Origin of the sequence: Nocardia asiatica NBRC 100129, from assembly GCF_000308415.1 — a bacterium.
Lineage (GTDB): Bacteria > Actinomycetota > Actinomycetes > Mycobacteriales > Mycobacteriaceae > Nocardia > Nocardia asiatica.
Window position 1 is genome coordinate 1 of the sequence record NZ_BAFS01000276.1, and the last position, 15,718, is coordinate 15,718.

A 15,718-nucleotide genomic window follows, 5' to 3' on the forward strand; every position below is an offset into this window, starting at 1 on the left:
GTACAGGTCCCATCCGTCGACGTACATGGTGTGCAGGACCTGCCAAGGGGTCGGGATGGTGCCGCCCGCGACCTCGAACGCCGCGAGAGCCCACCACACCGCGATCAGTCCGAGCACGCCGATCACCCCGCCGAAGCGCCGCACGCCTTGCCTCATGCGACACCTCCTTTCCCCGCGGTGCCGAACAGCAGCTCCGACAGGTAGTCGTGCAGCTTGTGGAATTCCGGCGTGCGCATCATCTCCGGCAGCCGCGGGCGCGGCAGGTCGATCTCCACCAGCTCGAGCACCCGCCCCGGCCGCGGGCTCATGACCGCCACCACATCGGAGAGAAAGACCGCCTCCGCGATGCCGTGGGTCACCATCAGCGTGGTCGCGGGCTTTTCGGTCCAGATCCGCAGCAACTCCAGATTGAGCCGCTGCCTGGTCATGTCGTCGAGCGCGCCGAACGGTTCGTCCAGCAGCAGCACCGTCGGCTGCACCACCAGCGCCCGCGCGATCGAGACGCGCTGGCGCATACCCCCGGACAGCTGGGCGGGCTTGGCCTTCTCGAAACCCTCCAGCCCGACCAGCCGGATCAGGTCGGCGATCCGGCCCTGCTCCGAGGCCATGCCCGCGACCTGCAGCGGCAGCTTGATATTCGACTCCGCCGAGCGCCACGGCAGCAGCGCGGCATCCTGGAACGCGATGCCGAGGGCGTGGCGGCCGCGCAGTTCGGCGGGCGTCGCGCCGTCGATCAGCGCCTTACCCGCGGTCGGTGTCTCCAAGCCGGCGAGGATGCGCAGCACAGTCGACTTGCCACAACCGGACGGGCCGAGCAGCGAGAGGAACGCCCCCTGCTCGGTGTGCAGATCGACGCTGTCCAACGCCTGCACGGTTTTCCGTCCGACCCGGAATGTCTTGGTCAATCCGCTGAGATGGATTCCGGTCCCCCCGGCGGTATCGCTCTCCGTGCTCATGAGGGCCACCCTAGGAGCACCTCATTGCATGGGCGTTGCGATTCGCGTCGCCGGATTGCGCAATCGTTACGGTCCGCACCGCGGCCGCGGGGCGGATTTCGAATCGCCGCGATCCGCTCGGATGAGATATGCCCCGCCGCGGGTTACACGACAGGTGAACCCGGTCATCACGCTGCTGGACGCCAAGTTGCACGTCGCGGGGTCGGAGATGCTCTGGCGCGAGGTGATCGGCAACGGGTTCGGCCTGGCCTCCGCGATCGGCGGCATGCGACGGCGAGTATGGGCCTGGCCGGTCGGTATCGCCGGGAACGCCCTGCTGTTCACCGTGTTCCTCGGCGGCGTGTTCCACACTCCACAGCAGCTGGACATGGCCGGGCAGGCCGGACGCCAGCTGATGTTCGTCGCGGTCAGCCTGTACGGGTGGTGGAGCTGGTATCGGCACGCCGCCCGCGAGACCGGGCTCGAGCATCGCGGCGTCGATCCGCGCTGGGCCGGCCGGCGCGAACGCGTCGTCATGGTGGCGGCGATGCTCGCGGGCACGGTGGTGTTCGCCCAGCTGTTCGCGTGGCTCGGCTCGTATGGTCCGTGGGCCGAGGCATGGATCTTCACCGGATCGGTGCTGGCCACCTACGGCATGGCAAGGGGGCTGGCCGAGTTCTGGTTGATCTGGATCGCGGTCGACCTGGTCGGCGTCCCGCTGCTGGTGCGGGCGGGTTACTACCCGTCAGCCGCTTTGTATCTCGTCTACGCGGGCTTCGTGGCGTGGGGATTCGTCGTCTGGACCCGCGGGATGCGGCAGGGCGCGCGGATTGCGCGGCCGCTGGAACCGGCCGCCGCCCGCTGACCACCGCGAACGCGGTCCGGCGTGCCTACACCACGTCCACCCGCACGCCCGCGGCTCGGATCTTCTCCACCGCGGCCGGATCGGCGTCGGCGTCGGTGACCAGCACGTGGACCTGTTCGATGCCGCAGATGCGGGCCAGCGCCGTGCGCTCGAGCTTGTCGCCCGTGGCCACCACCAGCACCCGCCCGGAACGCCGCACCATCTCGGTGGTCACCCCGGCCTCGTCGATGTGCCTGCACTGGGCGCCGCCCTCGGCGGAGATCGCGTTCACGCCGAGCACGAGATCATCGAGCCGCAATTGCGCCAGCGCCCGCTCCGCCAGCGGCCCGTGCAACTCGTAGGACTCCCGCCGCGCCACCCCGCCCAGGACGATGGTGCGCATGTGCGGCCGCAGCACCATCTCGCCCGCGATGTTCAGCGCGTTGGTGACGATCGTCAGCTGCTCGTCACCGGTCGCTCCGAGGTCGGTGCGCCCGGCCAGCGCCCTGGCCACGGCCGTGGTGGTGGTGCCGCCGTTCATACCGACCACCGCGTGCGGGTCCACCAGCGCGGCGGCGTGTTCGGCGATGCGCTGCTTGGCCTCGCCCGCCGACTGCCGGTACCGCGCGGGCAGGTCGTAGGCCACCGAGGTCGCCACCACACCGCCGTGCGTTCTGGTCGCCAACTGCTGTTCGGCGAGCGCGGTGAAATCGCGGCGCACCGTCGCGGCGGACACGCCGAGCCGCTCGGCGGCCTCCTCCACCGAGAGCCGACCGGATTCGGCGAGCAGCTCCAGCAACCGGTTCCATCGTTGCGGACGATCCGTCGGTCCGGTCATCTCACACCGCCCGTTCGCCGCGCCCGGCGGACGTCGTGCGGAAACCTGCTGTTTGGGCGAGCACGTGAACAATATGAACACACGCACCCGCCGACCATGGATATTCCCCAGGTCCGACGCCGGGCCGGGTCAGGACAGCTCGGCCTCGGCTGCCGGTCTGGGCCGCAGCGTCGGCGTGTCGCAGGCGCGCCCGGCCTGATCTTCCGCATCCGGGCCGGCGCCGGGTCGGGACAGACCGGAATTCACGAAATAGGCGATCTCCGCGCAGATCTCGTCCAGACCCACCGCCGTGTCCGGCGCTGTGCTCTGCACCATTTCCTGGGCGAGGGAGGTGACCGCGCCGATCACGGCCAGCGCGAACAGATCGAAACGCCGCGGGCCGGTCTCGCCGCGGCCGACAGCGCGTTCGGCCTCGCTGATCAGCAACGCCGACAGCAAGCGGCGCTGCTGCCTGCGCCACTCCTCCACCGCGGCGCTCACGCCGACCACCTCGACGTAGCACACCCGCGCACAGCGGGCATCGGCGCACGTGACGCCCAGATACGCACGGAAACTCGCCACCACGCGCGCGGGCAGCGGCTCGTTCTCGGTGGCCGCCAGCGCCGTGAGCGCGCACTCCAGTGCCCGGGAGGTGATCCGATTCGCCAAGGCGATGAGCAGCGCCTCGCGACTGCCCATGTCCTCGTAGAAGCTGCGCGTGGAGACGTTCGCCAGGGTGCAGAGGCGCTCGATGGAGGTGGCCGCGTAACCCTGGGTGCCGAATAGTTCGAGGGCGGCATCGATCAACCGGGTCTGCCGTTGGGCCACCCGCTGTTCCTTGGACAGCCCGCCGTAGCTGCGACCGTCCTTGGGTCCGTGATCCCGCAGTGTCACCGTTCGATGCTACCGTGCGGCAACCGTCCGGCAGCGCGCCGAACCGCGCTCGCGTCCTGAGCGGCAACGGATTCGATCGCGCGCCGGCTATTTCACGCCGCCCGCGGTCAGTCCCGCCACCAGACGCTTCTCGATGACGGCGAACAGCAGCACCACCGGAATGATGCCGACGGTGGAGATCGCGAACACGTACTGCCACGCCGTGTCGTACTGGCCGACGAACTTGGTCAGCGCCACCGACAGCGGCTGATTCTCCGGGGTGGTCAGCACGACCAGGCTCGCGGCGAATTCGTTCCAGCACGCCACCACCACGAAGATCGTCGCGGTGACGATGCCGGGCCAGACCAGCGGCAGGCTCACCCGGATCAGCGTCTGCCAGCGGCCGAGTCCGTCCAGCATGGCGGCCTCCTCGATCTCCACCGGGATCGCGGCGAAGAAGCTGTGCAGGATCCACACCGCGAAGGACAAGTTGAACGCCGCGTTCACCAGGATCATCGCCAACCAGGTGTCGTTGACGCCGAGCACGAAGAACTCGCGGATCAATCCGGTGACCAGCACGGTGGGCTGCAACATCTGGGTGACCAGCACCACGCCGAGAAACGCCCCGCGCCCCGGAAAGCGGTGCCGCGCCGTGTAGTACCCCGCCGGTATCGCCACGGCGAGCACCAGCGCGGTGGCGCAGACCGCGATGATGACGGTGCTGGCCAGGTTGAACGGCAGCGGCGTCTCCGGGGTGTCCCACATCGTGGCGTAGTTGTCCGGGTGCCAGGTCTGCGGCAGATACGTCGGCGGAATGCGCAGGATCTCGGCCCTGCTCTTCAACGAACCGAGCACCATCACGACGAACGGCAGCAGGAACACCGCGGCGAGCAGTACGCCGACCGCGGTGAGCTCCCAGCGCCGCCGTCCGGCGCGGGTGGACGACGGCGCGGCGGCCGGGCCGACCTGTTCGCGGGTTGCGGCCCGCGCCGTCATCGGTCGACCTCCCGGGTCGGGCGGACCAGCCGCACGTAGATCGCGATGATGACGACGATCAGCGCGAAGTTCAGCACGCTCATCGCGGCGGCGGTGTCGACCTGCTGGTTCTGCCGGATCAGCTTGAACGTGAGCGTCGTCGTGGTGTCCGCGGCGAACCCGGCGATGCTGCCGGTGATCACCTGCAGGATCGGCAGCGAGTTGAACACGTTGATGATGTTGATGATGGTCGCCACCGCGATCGCCGGACGCAGCTGCGGCAAGGTGAGATAGCGGTAGCGCTGCCACGCGCCCGCGCCGTCGACGCGCCCCGCCTCATCGATCTCGGCCGGAATGGACTGCAGCCCCGCCAGGATCGTGTAGGTGGTGAACGGCACCGAGACGAACACCGCGACGCCCATCGCCACGAGGAACGCCTGCGTCGGCTGTTTGGTGAAGCCGTAGCCACGGTCGAGCAGGCCGATGTCCACCAGCAACCGATTGGCGATGCCCACGTCCGGATCGAGCATGTAGTAGAAGATCGTCGTCGTCATCACCACAGACGCCGCCCAGGGCACCAGGATCGCCAGTCGCACCGCGGTGCGTCCGGGGAAGTCCTTGTGCAGGAACTGCGCCAGCGCCGCGGACAGCACCAGAGTGAGCAGCACGACGCCTGCCACCCAGACCACGGTGTGGACCAGCACCGAGCCGAGTTCGGAGATCCCGAACAGGGTGCGGTAGTTGGCCAGTCCGGCGTTGCCCCGGTCCTGGCCGTAGGCGCTGAGATCCCTGGTGCTGGTCCACACCATGTAGCAGGCCGGGAAGGCGACGATGGCCGCGATCAGGACCAGCGAGGGTCCGATCCACGGCAACGCCGCCAGTACTCCCCTGCGCCGCACGCTAGTTCGCGGCTTCCTGGATGCGGCGCAACACCTGCGCCGGGTCCGCGCCCTGCCCGATGGTGCCCATCTGCTGGCGGATGGCGCCCTGCGCCGCGGCCCACTTCGGGTTGTTGCTCGGGTAGAACCGCGCCACCGGCAGCGTGGCGGCGAACGCTTTGGTGACCGGGTCCTCGGCGAGCGCCGTCGCGGCACTGTGCGTGATCGGGATGAAGCCCTCGTGCTGGACGAAGTTCGCGTACACCGCGGCGGAGTAGAAGTAGTCGAGGAACTTCTTGATCGACTCCGCCTTGGCGCCGTCCTTCTTGAACGCCATCAGGTGATCGGCCACGCCGAGGGTGACCGGCGAGCCGGTCTTGGTCGGCGAGGGCGCGGTCGCGTAGCGCAGGCCCGGGTTCTTGGCGAGGATCTGGGCGATGGTGGGCGGCAGTCCCTCGATCATGCCGATCTTGCCCTGGATGAAGGCGTTGATCACGTCCTTGCGGTCGGTCGCGCCCGGATTGGGCTGCGTGGCACCGGCATCGATGAGATCACGCATGGCCCGCACCCCCTCCAGATTCTGCGGGGTGTCCACGGTGATCCGGTCACCGTCGGCCCAGGAGCCGCCCGCGCCGAAGGTCCAGATGGAGGTTTCGCCCTGCGCTTCCTCGCTGCCCAGCGGCAGGCCGTATCCGGAGACGCCGCCGCCGAGCGCCTGGATCTTCTTCGCCGCGTCGGTCAGCTCGGCCCAGTTCTTCGGCGGTCGGGCTATGCCCGCTCGCTCGAACAGTTCGGTGTTGTAGAACAGGGTGCGGGTGGAGGCGAACAGCGGCAGCGCGTACTGGGTGCCGTTCAGCGCCGCGTTCTGCGCGAAGACGGGCTGGATGTCGGCCAGCACCGGCGCGGAGACGATCTCGGTCGCCGGGTAGAGCAGGCCGTCGCTCGCGAAGCCCGCGTAGGCGTCGATGTTCAGGATGTCCGGGGTGGTCGACTGCGACTGCAGTTTGGTGCGCACCACGTCGTTGATCGAGTTCCACGACTCCATCTGCACGGTGACGCTGATCCCCGGATTCTGCTTCTCGAACTCGGCGACGATGCCTTCCCACAGCGCCTTGGTGCCCGTGGCGCCGTCGCTGTAGACCGGGGCGAGGAAATTGATCGTGGTATCGGAGTCCGCGGCATTCTTCGGACCGAACCCGCAGGACGAGAGGGCCAGCGCGACGCCGGTGACCATCGCGACGCCGGCGAGCACGCGGTGGAAGGGTCTTTTCACGAGCAGAACCTTTCAGATTTACCCACCCCGCGCCAGCGCAGGCGCCGATGATGGGAGGACGCACCGTCCGTGCACCCGAATGTAGCCCGAATGGTGATCATTCGTGACCGATTTGCTTGTTTATTTGACATGAACGATCACGGGAGGTTTAGCTGTCCCGGTGCCAACGCCTGTCGACCACACGCCGGAACCGCACTTGGCCACCGAGGTGGCCACCCAGCCCGACGACTGGACGCGTGCGGCGACCGTCGCCGCCGACCATCTCGCCGCACTGCCGAGGCCGGGCGAGCGGGTAGCCGTGATCGGCTGCGGCACGTCGTATTTCATGTCCCGCGCGATCGCGGCGCTGCGCGAGGACGCCGGTCTCGGGATCACCGACGCCTGGCCCGCCAGCGCGGTCCGCGAGCGCGGATACGACCGCTACCTGGTGATCTGCCGCTCCGGCACGACCACCGAAGTGGTGCGTGCCATGCGAGCGATCCCGGCGCGGACGCCGCGCGCGGTGATCTGTTCCAGCCCCGGCACCCCCGTTCTCGAGCTGGGCGATCCGATTCTCATCGACCAAGTCGACGAGCGGTCGGTGGTGCAGACCCGCTTCGCGACCACGACCTTGGCCATCCTGCGCAGCCATCTGGGCGAAGACCTGGCCCCGGTGATCGCCCAGGCGCGCGCGGCACTCGCCGAGGACCCCGCCGAGTCGCTGGCCGCGGTGCGCGGCGCCGACCAGATCAGCTTCGTCGGCATGGGATTCGCCGCGGCCATCGCCGACGAGGCCGCGCTCAAGCTGCGCGAATCCTGCCGGTCCTGGACCGAGGCGTATCCGGCCACCGAGTACCGCCACGGGCCGATCACCATCTCGGCGCCCGGCCGCGCGGTCTGGGCCTTCGGACCGCTGGAGCCGGATTTCGCCGCCGACGTGGCCGCCACCGGAGCGCATCTGGAACACCGCGACATCGACCCGATGGCGGATCTGCTCCGGGTGCACCGGCTCTGCCTGCTGCGTTCCGCCGATCTGGGGCTCGACCCCGACCACCCGCGCGGCCTGAATCGCTCCGTGGTCCTGAACTCGTGAGCGAGGCGTGACATCACCGCAGGCCACGGGTGCACCGGCGCGGGAGTCGCCAGGAGCTACTGTGCCGAGGATGGGAATCGAACAGCCGCGGACGTCGCCGGGTTCCGGTCCGCGAACCGGGGGGACGGACTGCGCGCATCGCGACGACCTCCCGGCCGCGCGCCAGGGTTCCACCGGCCGGCCGTCGGCCGCGCCCGCCGCCGCGGCGCTGCCGGACGACGCGCTCGTCCTCGGCATGGATGTCGGCGGAACCACCATCAAAGGCTCGGTCACCGACGCGGGGGGCACGGCGCTGACGATGGGCGCGGTCGCCACGCCGAGCGGGCCTGCGGCTTTCGACGCGATGGGCGAGCTGGGTGAACGATTGCTCGCCGAACTGCCGGAATCCGGCCGCCGTCGCGTGCGCCGCGCGGCCGTGGTGCTGCCCGGCATCGTCGACACCGCCCGGTCGATCGCGGTGTTCAGCAGCAATGTCGGTTGGCGGGACGTGCCGGTCGGCGACCGCTTCACCCACCGCTGGGGTGTGCCGACGCTGATCGAACACGATGTCGCCGTGGCTGGTTGGGCGGAATGGCGGTACGGCGCGGGACAGGGTTACGACAACGTGTGCGTCGTCATTCTCGGCACCGGCGTCTCGGGGACCCTGTCGGTCGGCGGGAAGTTGGTTCGCAGCGGTTACGGGCAGGTCGGCGAGTACGGGCACATCCCCGTGCGGCGCGTGGGCGGATTGCCCTGTCCCTGCGGCAACACCGGCTGCGTCGAGACGGTCGCCTCGGGCGCGGCCATCGCGCGGGCCTACACCCGCCGCACCGGGCGCGAGATCGACGGCGCGGCCGAGGTCTTCGCACTCGTACCCGGCGATCCCGACGCGGCGGCCGTGGTCGAGGACGCGGTCGACGCCCTCGCCGACGGGCTGGTCGGCATCGTGCACGCGGCCTGCCCGGAACTGATCGTGCTCGGCGGCGGACTGGCCGGAGCGGGAGCTGCGCTCACCGACCCCCTGCACCGAGCCCTGGCCGCCCGCCTGCGCCTGGTCCCCGCGCCCCGAGTGGTGCTCGGCCGTTTCGGCGCCCGCGCGGGCCTGGCGGGCGCCGCGCTGTTCGCTCGCCGAGGGGCACTGACATGACCGTACCCACCGACCTGCTGATCCGGGGGCGCATCGTCTCCGCGAGCGTCGCGTTGGACGACGGGGTGGTGATGGTGTCCGGAGACTGGATCGAGGCGGTTCGGTCGTTCGCGCAATGGCGTGCGGCGCATCCCGGTTTACCTGAGCCGCCATTTTCTGGCACCGTGCTGCCGGGGCTTGTGGATATTCACAATCACGGCGGGTTCGGTCATCGGTTCGACACCGTGGACGGCGCGCACGCGCGGCAGGCGGCGCGATCGCATCATGCGCACGGCTCGACCACGGTGGTGGCCAGCGTGGTCACCGGTCCCGCCGCGGAGATGGTGGCGCAGACCGCGGTCCTGCGCGAACTCGCCGAGGAAGGCGTGCTCGGCGGCATCCATGTCGAGGGGCCGTTCCTGGCGCGAGCGCGGTGCGGCGCGCAGGACCCGCGCTTCCTGCGTGACCCCGATCTCGGGCTCACCGACCAACTGCTCGGCGCGGGAGGCGCGCACCTGCGCGCGATGACGCTCGCGCCGGAGCTTCCCGGCTACGCGGCGGTCGCGCGGCGGCTGGTCGACAACGGCGTGGTGGTCGCCCTCGGCCACAGCGACACCGATTACGCGTCCTTCCGCGATTCCCTGCTGCCGCGGGGTTCGGGCAGCCTGGTGACGCACTTGGCGAACGGCATGCCGCCGCTGCACCACCGGCAGCCCGGCCCGGTCGCCGCGGCGCTGGTGGCCGCCGCTGCCGGGGACGCGATCGTGGAGCTGATCAGCGACGGCGTCCACGTCGATCCGGGCTTCGCCGCGCTGGTGTTCGCCACCGCGCCGGGCCGCGTCGCGCTGGTCACCGATGCCATGCAGGCGGCGGGGCTCGGCGACGGCGAATACCGGCTCGGCCCGCAACCGGTGACGGTGCGCGACGGGGTGGCACGGATCGCCGACGGCTCGATCGCGGGCGGCGTGAGCACCCTGCTGGAGTGCCTGGCGCGCGCCGTGCGCGAATCCGGTGTCCCGCTGCGGGCCGCGGTGCTCGCGGCCACCTCGGTCCCAGCCGCCGCACTCGGGCTCACCGGCGTCGGTGACCTGCGGCCCGGTCATTTCGCCGACATATTGACAGCCAGTGACAATCTCCACTTGCGCGGGGTGCTCAGACGTGGACAGTGGTTGAGGTGATTCTCACCGTGACAATGAATCCCGCGTACGACATGACCTATCGCGTCGAACGCTTCGAGCGCGGGCAGGCCCATCGGGTCCGTTCGGTGGAGCAGCGCATCGGCGGCAAGGGCATCAACGTGACCCGGGTGTTGAACCAGCTCGGCAAATACGCCAGGGCCACCGGGTTCTCCGACCACGCCTTCGCCGCCGCCGCCGAATTGGAGATGCCGGTCGACTTCGTGCACGCGCTGCCCTGGGTGCGCCGCACGGTGGTGATCAGCGAATCCGAGGACGGCACGGCCACCGCGCTGTGGGAGCCGGGCGCCCGCGTCTCCAATCCGCATGCCGCCGAGCAATTGGCGGTGCGGGTGGCCGGCCTGCTGCCCGATATCGCCGGTCTGGTCATCTCCGGATCGCTTCCGGGCGGCATCGAACCTTCACTGCCCGCCGAGATCGCGCGCACCGCGATCGCGGCCGACGTGCCGACCGTCTGTGACGTCGACGGCGAGGCGCTGCGGTTGGCCGCCCAGGTGCCGGGCATCGTGCTCACGCCGAACGAGGCCGAACTCCAGCGCCTCACCGGCGCGGAGCCCGCGACCGCCGACGAGATCGTCGCCGTCGCGCAGCCGCTGATCGACAACGGTGTGCGCGCCGTGATCGCGACGCGCAGCCACGAGGGAATCACCGCGGTGACCGCCGACGGCGCCTGGTCGGCGGTGCTGCCCGAACCGCTCGCCGGAAACCCCACCGGCGCGGGCGATGCCGCGGTGGCCGCGGTGATCGCCGCCCTGTCGTCCGAACCGCGCACCGACTGGCCCGCCCTGCTCACCGACACGGTCGCGACGTCGGCGGCCGCCGTGGTCGTTCCGGTGGCCGGTGAGATCGACCGCGGTCTGCGCACCCGCCTCGCCCCCACGGTCCGCGTTCGAGAACTGGACTTGCCCACACCGCAGAAGGCTTCCTCATGACTGTCGCCCAGCGCACCGAGCCTCGGCGCGGCCCGCACCGGACCGATTCGCAGGCGCCGACCGGCCGCACCGCCGAGCGAAAGCGCCTCCTATGCCGCTGATCTCGATCCCGGAGCTGATCGCCGCAGCCCGTCCCGGCGGACTCGGCGCGTTCAACGTGATCACCCTCGAGCACGCCGAGGCGATCGTGGCGGCCGCGGAATCAGCCGAGCGCCCGGTGGTCCTGCAACTGTCGGAGAACACCGCGATCCATCGCCGTGGCATCGCCCCGATCGCCCTCGCCTGCCTGCGCATCGCCGCCGACAGCGACGCCGCCGTCGCGGTCCATCTCGACCATGCCACCAGCGCCGCGTTGATCCACACCGCGGTCGATCTGGGCATCCGCTCGGTGATGTACGACGGCTCCGCCCTCGATTACGCCGACAACGTCGCCGCCACCGCCGCGATCACCGCTTGGTGCCACGAGCGCGGGGTGCACATCGAAGCCGAACTCGGCGAGGTGGGCGGCAAGGACGGCGCGCACGCACCGGGCGCGCGCACCGATCCCCACGAGGCGGTCGAATTCGTGGCCGCGACCGGAGTCGACGCGCTGGCGGTAGCCGTCGGTTCTTCGCACGCCATGCATACCCGCACCGCCGAACTCGACAACGACCTGATCGGCCACTTGGCCGCGAAAGTCCCGGTCCCCTTGGTGCTGCACGGCTCCTCCGGCGTCCCCGATCAAGGTTTGCGCGCGGCCGTCGAGCACGGCATGACGAAGATCAACATCGCCACCCGCCTCAACATCCGGATGACGACCGCCATCCGCAGGTGCCTGACGAACGACCCCCGCCTCTCCGATCCGCGCAAATACCTGACGCCCGCCCGCGCCGCCATCCAGGCGGAAGTCGAACACTTCCTTCACCTCCTCGCCTGACCAGCCGCAGGAGGTGGCACCACGAAGCCGGACCGAGTGATTAGCTGGTGCGATGATCATTCGGCACGTGACGGTCGACTGTCGCGATCCCGCCGGCCTCGCGTCGTTCTGGAGCGCGGTCACCGGATGGCCGGTGACGGAAACGGACGCCCCCGACTATGCCGTCCTGGAAGCACCGGATGGAACACCCGGTCTGCTGTTCATCCGAGTACCCGAGACGAAGACGGTGAAGAACCGCGTCCACCTCGACTGGATGCCCACCACGGGCACCCGCGACGAGGAAGTCGATCGCGTGCTGACCCTCGGCGCCACCCTGCACGAGGACCACCGAACCCCCGACGGCCTCGGCTGGGTGACCCTGCGCGACCCGGAAGGCAACGAATTCTGCATCGAATCCGGCAGCTGACCGACACGCGCGACCTGAAGGTCACTCGCGATCAACGCAGCCAGGCGCAATGCAGGGGAAAGCGTTCGGCCGGCGGCGCGTGCGAGGGTTTACGCGCCGCCGGCCGTTTGTGGTGGGCAGGGCAGTTGTCCACCGGTTGTGCTGTCGATGAATCGCTTCGCACCGACGGGGACACTCTTCCGGATAGAGCTGAGTGCTGGGTGTAGTGAACCTGAGAGTCAGCTGGGAGCCGTGCGCTCGGGGCTTGCCGGTCAGGCGATTTCGGCGGCGCGGATCGCCGTGGTGAGCGCTTCCCACTGGGTCGGCGTGAACGCGAGCACGGGCGAGGCGTCCGGCGAACCCTGGAACTTGCTGTCGCGGACCAGCACACGGCCGCCGTCGAAGCAGACTTCGACGCAAGCGGTGCTGTCGTTGGAATGTGACGACTTGAACCAGCCGGTCGCGCTCCCCATGCCGGTCACGCTACCGCGTCGGCGCGGATCGCCGATGTGAATGCCGCCCACTGGGTCGGCGTGAACGCGAGCACGGGCGAGGCGTCCGGCGAACCCTGGAACTTGCTGTCGCGGACCAGCACACGGCCGCCGTCGAAACACACCTCTACGCATGCCTGGCTGTCGCTGGAATAGGACGATTTGAACCAGCCGGTCGCGCTCTCCATGCGATAACGCTACAGCGCGGCGAGGCTGCGTTCGATCAACGTCATCGACTCGTTCCGCGGGAGCGCGTGCTCGGCGAGAGTGGTTGCGAACATGGTTCCGAGGTGACGCACCGGTTCGCTTTCTTCGATCACTCCGAGATGGACCAGCGTCTCGGTCCACGCCACGTCGGGTAGGAGTTCGCTACCGAACCCGAGGAGATGGAATGACGCGCCGGTGAGCAACACACCGCCTGGGGCTTCGAACGGTACGACCCGAACATCGACCGTGTCGGCGTGCGTCGCGGTGATCGACAAAAGATGGCGGAGCTGATCTTTCAGGATCGTCACACCCCCGGTGCGCTGGGTCAGCGCGGCCTCGTTGACGATCGCGGTGAGCTGTAGCGGCTCTGATCCGGTGAGCCGCTGCTGACGCCGCATGCGCACCTCGACCCACCGATCGATCTCCACTTGCCGAACTCTCGCCCGATCGTTGGCGATCACGGCCCGCGCGTAGTCCTCGGTCTGCAGTAGACCGGGGATCAAGATACTCGTGTAACTCCGGACGTTTCGCGCCCCGTGCTCCAATCCATAAAGGCGCATCACCTCCTCCGACAGCAGCCCCGCGTACTCCGACCACCATCCGCGTCGCTTGGCGATCTCCCGCAGGCGCAGCATCTCCGCACGCTCGTCCGGGTCGAATTCCAGCAGGCTCATGAGATTCCGCAGCTTGTCCTCGGCCAGGACGCGTTCTTTCTCCACCTTCGACCAGTACGACAGCGTGAACCCGAGTTCCTTGGCGATGACCGACGCGGAGACGTCGAACTCGGTGCGGCGGCGCTTGATTCGGAGCATGAGCTCCCAGCGCGCGACCGTGGGCGAGAGTGGTGCCATCGTCCGATGAATCCTTCCGGCTCCGGCTGTGCGTGCAGATGACCGTACCCGCATCCACGCCGCGCCGAGTTTGTCAAATTGACTGGTCAACTTGACTTCTCCAGCACTCCGTCCCTACGCTTCCTGTGTTGCGCATCACAGGTGGGGGGCTTCGCGCGAACCCGCTCGGTGGGGATGGAGGGGGTTCTGATGTCCGTGCATGTCGTCGACCGGAATTGGATCGTGAGCGATCGGACGCCGCATCAGGCGCGGCGGGTCAGTGACGACACGTGGGTGGTGTCCTTCCTGCGCGGCCGGATGGTGTCCACAGAGCAGGCGACGGCGGCGATCCAAGCGGCGGAGCTGGTTTCACTGACGGAGGAGCTGGTGGGCCGGTTCGGGCTCACGGCGCTGGAGGCTGTCGGCCTCGTCGTCCTCGAATCACCGTGGGACACCAGGCCGATGCGCGATCGGTACCGATTGCCGCGTCCGGGCGGGCGGCATCGTCGATGATCCTCGCGTCTCGCGTGACGCCCGGCGCGACCATTCGATCCAGGGGGTTTTCGCAGTGGAGCCACTGCCGACCAAAGAGCTCGTCCTGCACGCCTGCCGTACCGCGCCGCGCCGCGCCCACCCGATCCTGGAGTCCGCCCACCTACTCGCGGATCTGCACAAGCGCCGTCTGCGCTGCGCACTGGGCACGGCCGACATCGACCGACATCGCGCCCGGCTCGTGCTCGCCATCGACCGCTGGGTCGCCACCCAGGCGCCCCTGCCGCACGGCGGCGCGCACATGCACACCGAAACCGTAGGCATGGTGGTCGACCGTCTCGCCCAGTTCTCCGCCTGCGCATACGAAATCCTCTCCGGCGCACCGGAATGGGCGGTGCACAACGCTTGGGAGCGCCTCGCCGAACTCGCGCTCGGCTACGAGGATCTCGCCTACGAGGTCGCGGCGGGCCTGCGCCGCCTGCCGTATCTCAGCGGCCCGCGCGAACAGCCCTGACCCGCGCCGTCCAGCCCCGAGCGGCCATCGCATGCACCGGCGACTCACGCCTCATCCAGGTCCGGCCAGGCGTTGGCCTCGACCCGGGCGCGCACTCGGGCCACGTCGGCTTCGGACGGCATGGCGTTGGTGATCTTGGTGATCATCACCTGGATGTCGGTCGCACCGATGTCCGTCCCGCCGGAGCCGGTGAGCGCGGCGGCGATCCGGGCCACCTCCTCGTCGGACAGGCGGCGGCGCAGCAGCGCGAGCAACGGGATGTAGTCGGAGTCCGGGACGCCGTCCGGGTATCCGACCCGCAGCCAGCCGATGATCGCGTTCAGGAAAGGGGGCATCGGCGGCGGCTCCGGTCAGTCGGAATCGGCGGGCGGATCGGCCAGTGGCCAGCCGCCCGCGGCCAGACGGGAGGCGACGCGGGCGACGTCCCGCTCGTCCGGCTGCTCCATGGCGAACCGGGCGATGGCCTGCTCGATCTCGGCGCGGCCGATCCGGCTGTCCGGATTCGACGCGACCAGTTCCTCCGCGATGGCGACCACCTCGTAATCGGTGAGGTGCCGATGCAGGACCGCGAACAGGGCGACGTAATCCGACCGCGGAACACCTTGCGGATAGCCCGAGCGCAGCCAGCCCACCACCTTGCCGAGCAGTTTCGGCCGAGCCGAAACGGGTTTCCCTGGATCGGTCACACTGACACTCCTCACGCCTGCCCGAACAGATGGATGCCGAATCTGGCGGCGAGAAACGCCTTCGCCGTGTACAGGATTCCGCTGACGATGGCCACGACGACCAGCACGAAGCACGTCAGCGCGAGCGCCAGCGCGGGATAGTTGCGCCGCACCGTGCCGGTACTCGCGTCGGTCGTCACCGTCGTCGACCAGAACCGCACTCCGATCGCGAAGATCATCGGCAGCCCCGCTCCGAGTATCAGCCCGGCCACGGTGACTTTCCACAGCGCGTTCAGATTCGTGACGAGAGTATGCACG

The 15,718-nt window shown here is 69.4% G+C and carries 21 protein-coding genes; 9 read left to right on the top strand and 12 right to left on the bottom strand.

What is annotated here, in order from left to right; all coding sequences use genetic code 11:
• Positions 1–152: 152 nt before the first annotated feature.
• Positions 153–956: an ABC transporter ATP-binding protein gene (locus ON27_RS26330; RefSeq protein WP_043733615.1), complete on the bottom strand. Its 804-nt coding sequence runs from the start codon at positions 954–956 to the stop codon at positions 153–155.
• A 154-nt stretch (positions 957–1,110) separates the two neighbouring features.
• Here ON27_RS26330 and pnuC point away from each other — a divergent pair, with 154 nt between their 5' ends.
• Positions 1,111–1,800, top strand: coding sequence for a nicotinamide riboside transporter PnuC (pnuC, locus tag ON27_RS26335; RefSeq protein ID WP_043733539.1), 690 nt, complete (start codon positions 1,111–1,113; stop codon positions 1,798–1,800).
• Between the two features lie 25 nt (positions 1,801–1,825).
• Here the strand turns inward: pnuC and ON27_RS26340 are convergent, their stop codons facing one another.
• The 5 genes from ON27_RS26340 to ON27_RS26360 all read right to left on the bottom strand — a co-directional run bounded on the left by ON27_RS26340 (position 1,826) and on the right by ON27_RS26360 (position 6,595).
• Positions 1,826–2,617, bottom strand: coding sequence for a DeoR/GlpR family DNA-binding transcription regulator (locus tag ON27_RS26340; RefSeq protein WP_043733541.1), 792 nt, complete (start codon positions 2,615–2,617; stop codon positions 1,826–1,828).
• Positions 2,618–2,746: 129 nt separating this feature from the next.
• Positions 2,747–3,490, bottom strand: a complete 744-nt coding sequence (locus ON27_RS26345) for a TetR/AcrR family transcriptional regulator (protein WP_083887823.1) — start codon at positions 3,488–3,490, stop codon at positions 2,747–2,749.
• Between the two features lie 87 nt (positions 3,491–3,577).
• Positions 3,578–4,465, bottom strand: a complete 888-nt coding sequence (locus tag ON27_RS26350; RefSeq protein WP_083887824.1) for a carbohydrate ABC transporter permease — start codon at positions 4,463–4,465, stop codon at positions 3,578–3,580.
• Positions 4,462–5,343, bottom strand: a complete 882-nt coding sequence (locus ON27_RS26355) for a carbohydrate ABC transporter permease (protein ID WP_043733545.1) — start codon at positions 5,341–5,343, stop codon at positions 4,462–4,464. Before ON27_RS26355 ends, ON27_RS26350 begins: the two co-directional genes overlap by 4 nt.
• A gap of 1 nt (position 5,344) precedes the next feature.
• A complete protein-coding gene (locus ON27_RS26360; RefSeq protein ID WP_245560156.1) occupies positions 5,345–6,595 on the bottom strand; it encodes an extracellular solute-binding protein in 1,251 nt (416 codons plus the stop codon).
• A gap of 160 nt (positions 6,596–6,755) precedes the next feature.
• Between ON27_RS26360 and ON27_RS26365 the strand changes: the two genes are divergently transcribed.
• The 6 genes from ON27_RS26365 to ON27_RS26390 all read left to right on the top strand — a co-directional run bounded on the left by ON27_RS26365 (position 6,756) and on the right by ON27_RS26390 (position 12,222).
• Positions 6,756–7,667 carry an SIS domain-containing protein gene (locus ON27_RS26365; RefSeq protein ID WP_043733549.1) on the top strand — a complete coding sequence of 304 codons (912 nt, stop codon included), beginning with the start codon at positions 6,756–6,758 and terminating at the stop codon, positions 7,665–7,667.
• Between the two features lie 70 nt (positions 7,668–7,737).
• On the top strand, positions 7,738–8,793 hold the full coding sequence (locus tag ON27_RS26370; protein ID WP_083887825.1) for an ROK family protein: 1,056 nt from the start codon (positions 7,738–7,740) through the stop codon (positions 8,791–8,793).
• Positions 8,790–9,950, top strand: coding sequence for an N-acetylglucosamine-6-phosphate deacetylase (locus tag ON27_RS26375; RefSeq protein WP_043733553.1), 1,161 nt, complete (start codon positions 8,790–8,792; stop codon positions 9,948–9,950). The genes ON27_RS26370 and ON27_RS26375 overlap by 4 nt, the downstream gene beginning before the upstream one ends.
• 8 nt (positions 9,951–9,958) lie before the next feature.
• Complete coding sequence (locus tag ON27_RS26380) at positions 9,959–10,900, top strand: hexose kinase (RefSeq protein WP_280412100.1); 942 nt, start codon at positions 9,959–9,961, stop codon at positions 10,898–10,900.
• A 91-nt stretch (positions 10,901–10,991) separates the two neighbouring features.
• Positions 10,992–11,816 carry a class II fructose-bisphosphate aldolase gene (locus ON27_RS26385; RefSeq protein ID WP_043733558.1) on the top strand — a complete coding sequence of 275 codons (825 nt, stop codon included), beginning with the start codon at positions 10,992–10,994 and terminating at the stop codon, positions 11,814–11,816.
• A 67-nt stretch (positions 11,817–11,883) separates the two neighbouring features.
• Entirely contained in the window at positions 11,884–12,222 is a 339-nt protein-coding gene (locus tag ON27_RS26390; protein WP_306306960.1) for a VOC family protein, read from the top strand.
• A 251-nt stretch (positions 12,223–12,473) separates the two neighbouring features.
• Here the strand turns inward: ON27_RS26390 and ON27_RS26395 are convergent, their stop codons facing one another.
• From ON27_RS26395 to ON27_RS26405, 3 genes are read right to left on the bottom strand one after another with little or no spacing between them, the layout of a single operon-like run.
• Positions 12,474–12,674, bottom strand: coding sequence for a DUF397 domain-containing protein (locus tag ON27_RS26395; RefSeq protein WP_043733629.1), 201 nt, complete (start codon positions 12,672–12,674; stop codon positions 12,474–12,476).
• Positions 12,675–12,679: 5 nt separating this feature from the next.
• A complete protein-coding gene (locus tag ON27_RS26400) occupies positions 12,680–12,880 on the bottom strand; it encodes a DUF397 domain-containing protein (protein ID WP_043733563.1) in 201 nt (66 codons plus the stop codon).
• A 9-nt stretch (positions 12,881–12,889) separates the two neighbouring features.
• On the bottom strand, positions 12,890–13,750 hold the full coding sequence (locus ON27_RS26405) for a helix-turn-helix domain-containing protein (protein WP_043733565.1): 861 nt from the start codon (positions 13,748–13,750) through the stop codon (positions 12,890–12,892).
• 189 nt (positions 13,751–13,939) lie between these two features.
• Here ON27_RS26405 and ON27_RS26410 point away from each other — a divergent pair, with 189 nt between their 5' ends.
• Entirely contained in the window at positions 13,940–14,242 is a 303-nt protein-coding gene (locus tag ON27_RS26410) for a hypothetical protein (RefSeq protein ID WP_043733631.1), read from the top strand.
• Positions 14,243–14,297: 55 nt separating this feature from the next.
• A complete protein-coding gene (locus ON27_RS26415) occupies positions 14,298–14,735 on the top strand; it encodes a DUF4254 domain-containing protein (protein ID WP_043733567.1) in 438 nt (145 codons plus the stop codon).
• 44 nt (positions 14,736–14,779) lie between these two features.
• Here the strand turns inward: ON27_RS26415 and ON27_RS44920 are convergent, their stop codons facing one another.
• Genes ON27_RS44920 through ON27_RS26430 form a run of 3 tightly spaced genes read right to left on the bottom strand, consistent with a single transcriptional unit; the run spans position 14,780 to position 15,717 of the window.
• Positions 14,780–15,070 (bottom strand): DUF3349 domain-containing protein, encoded by a 291-nt coding sequence (locus tag ON27_RS44920; protein ID WP_043733572.1) that lies wholly within the window; start codon positions 15,068–15,070, stop codon positions 14,780–14,782.
• Positions 15,071–15,085: 15 nt separating this feature from the next.
• Complete coding sequence (locus tag ON27_RS44925) at positions 15,086–15,421, bottom strand: DUF3349 domain-containing protein (RefSeq protein WP_043733575.1); 336 nt, start codon at positions 15,419–15,421, stop codon at positions 15,086–15,088.
• Positions 15,422–15,432: 11 nt separating this feature from the next.
• Positions 15,433–15,717: a hypothetical protein gene (locus ON27_RS26430; protein WP_043733578.1), complete on the bottom strand. Its 285-nt coding sequence runs from the start codon at positions 15,715–15,717 to the stop codon at positions 15,433–15,435.
• Position 15,718 lies beyond the last annotated feature (1 nt).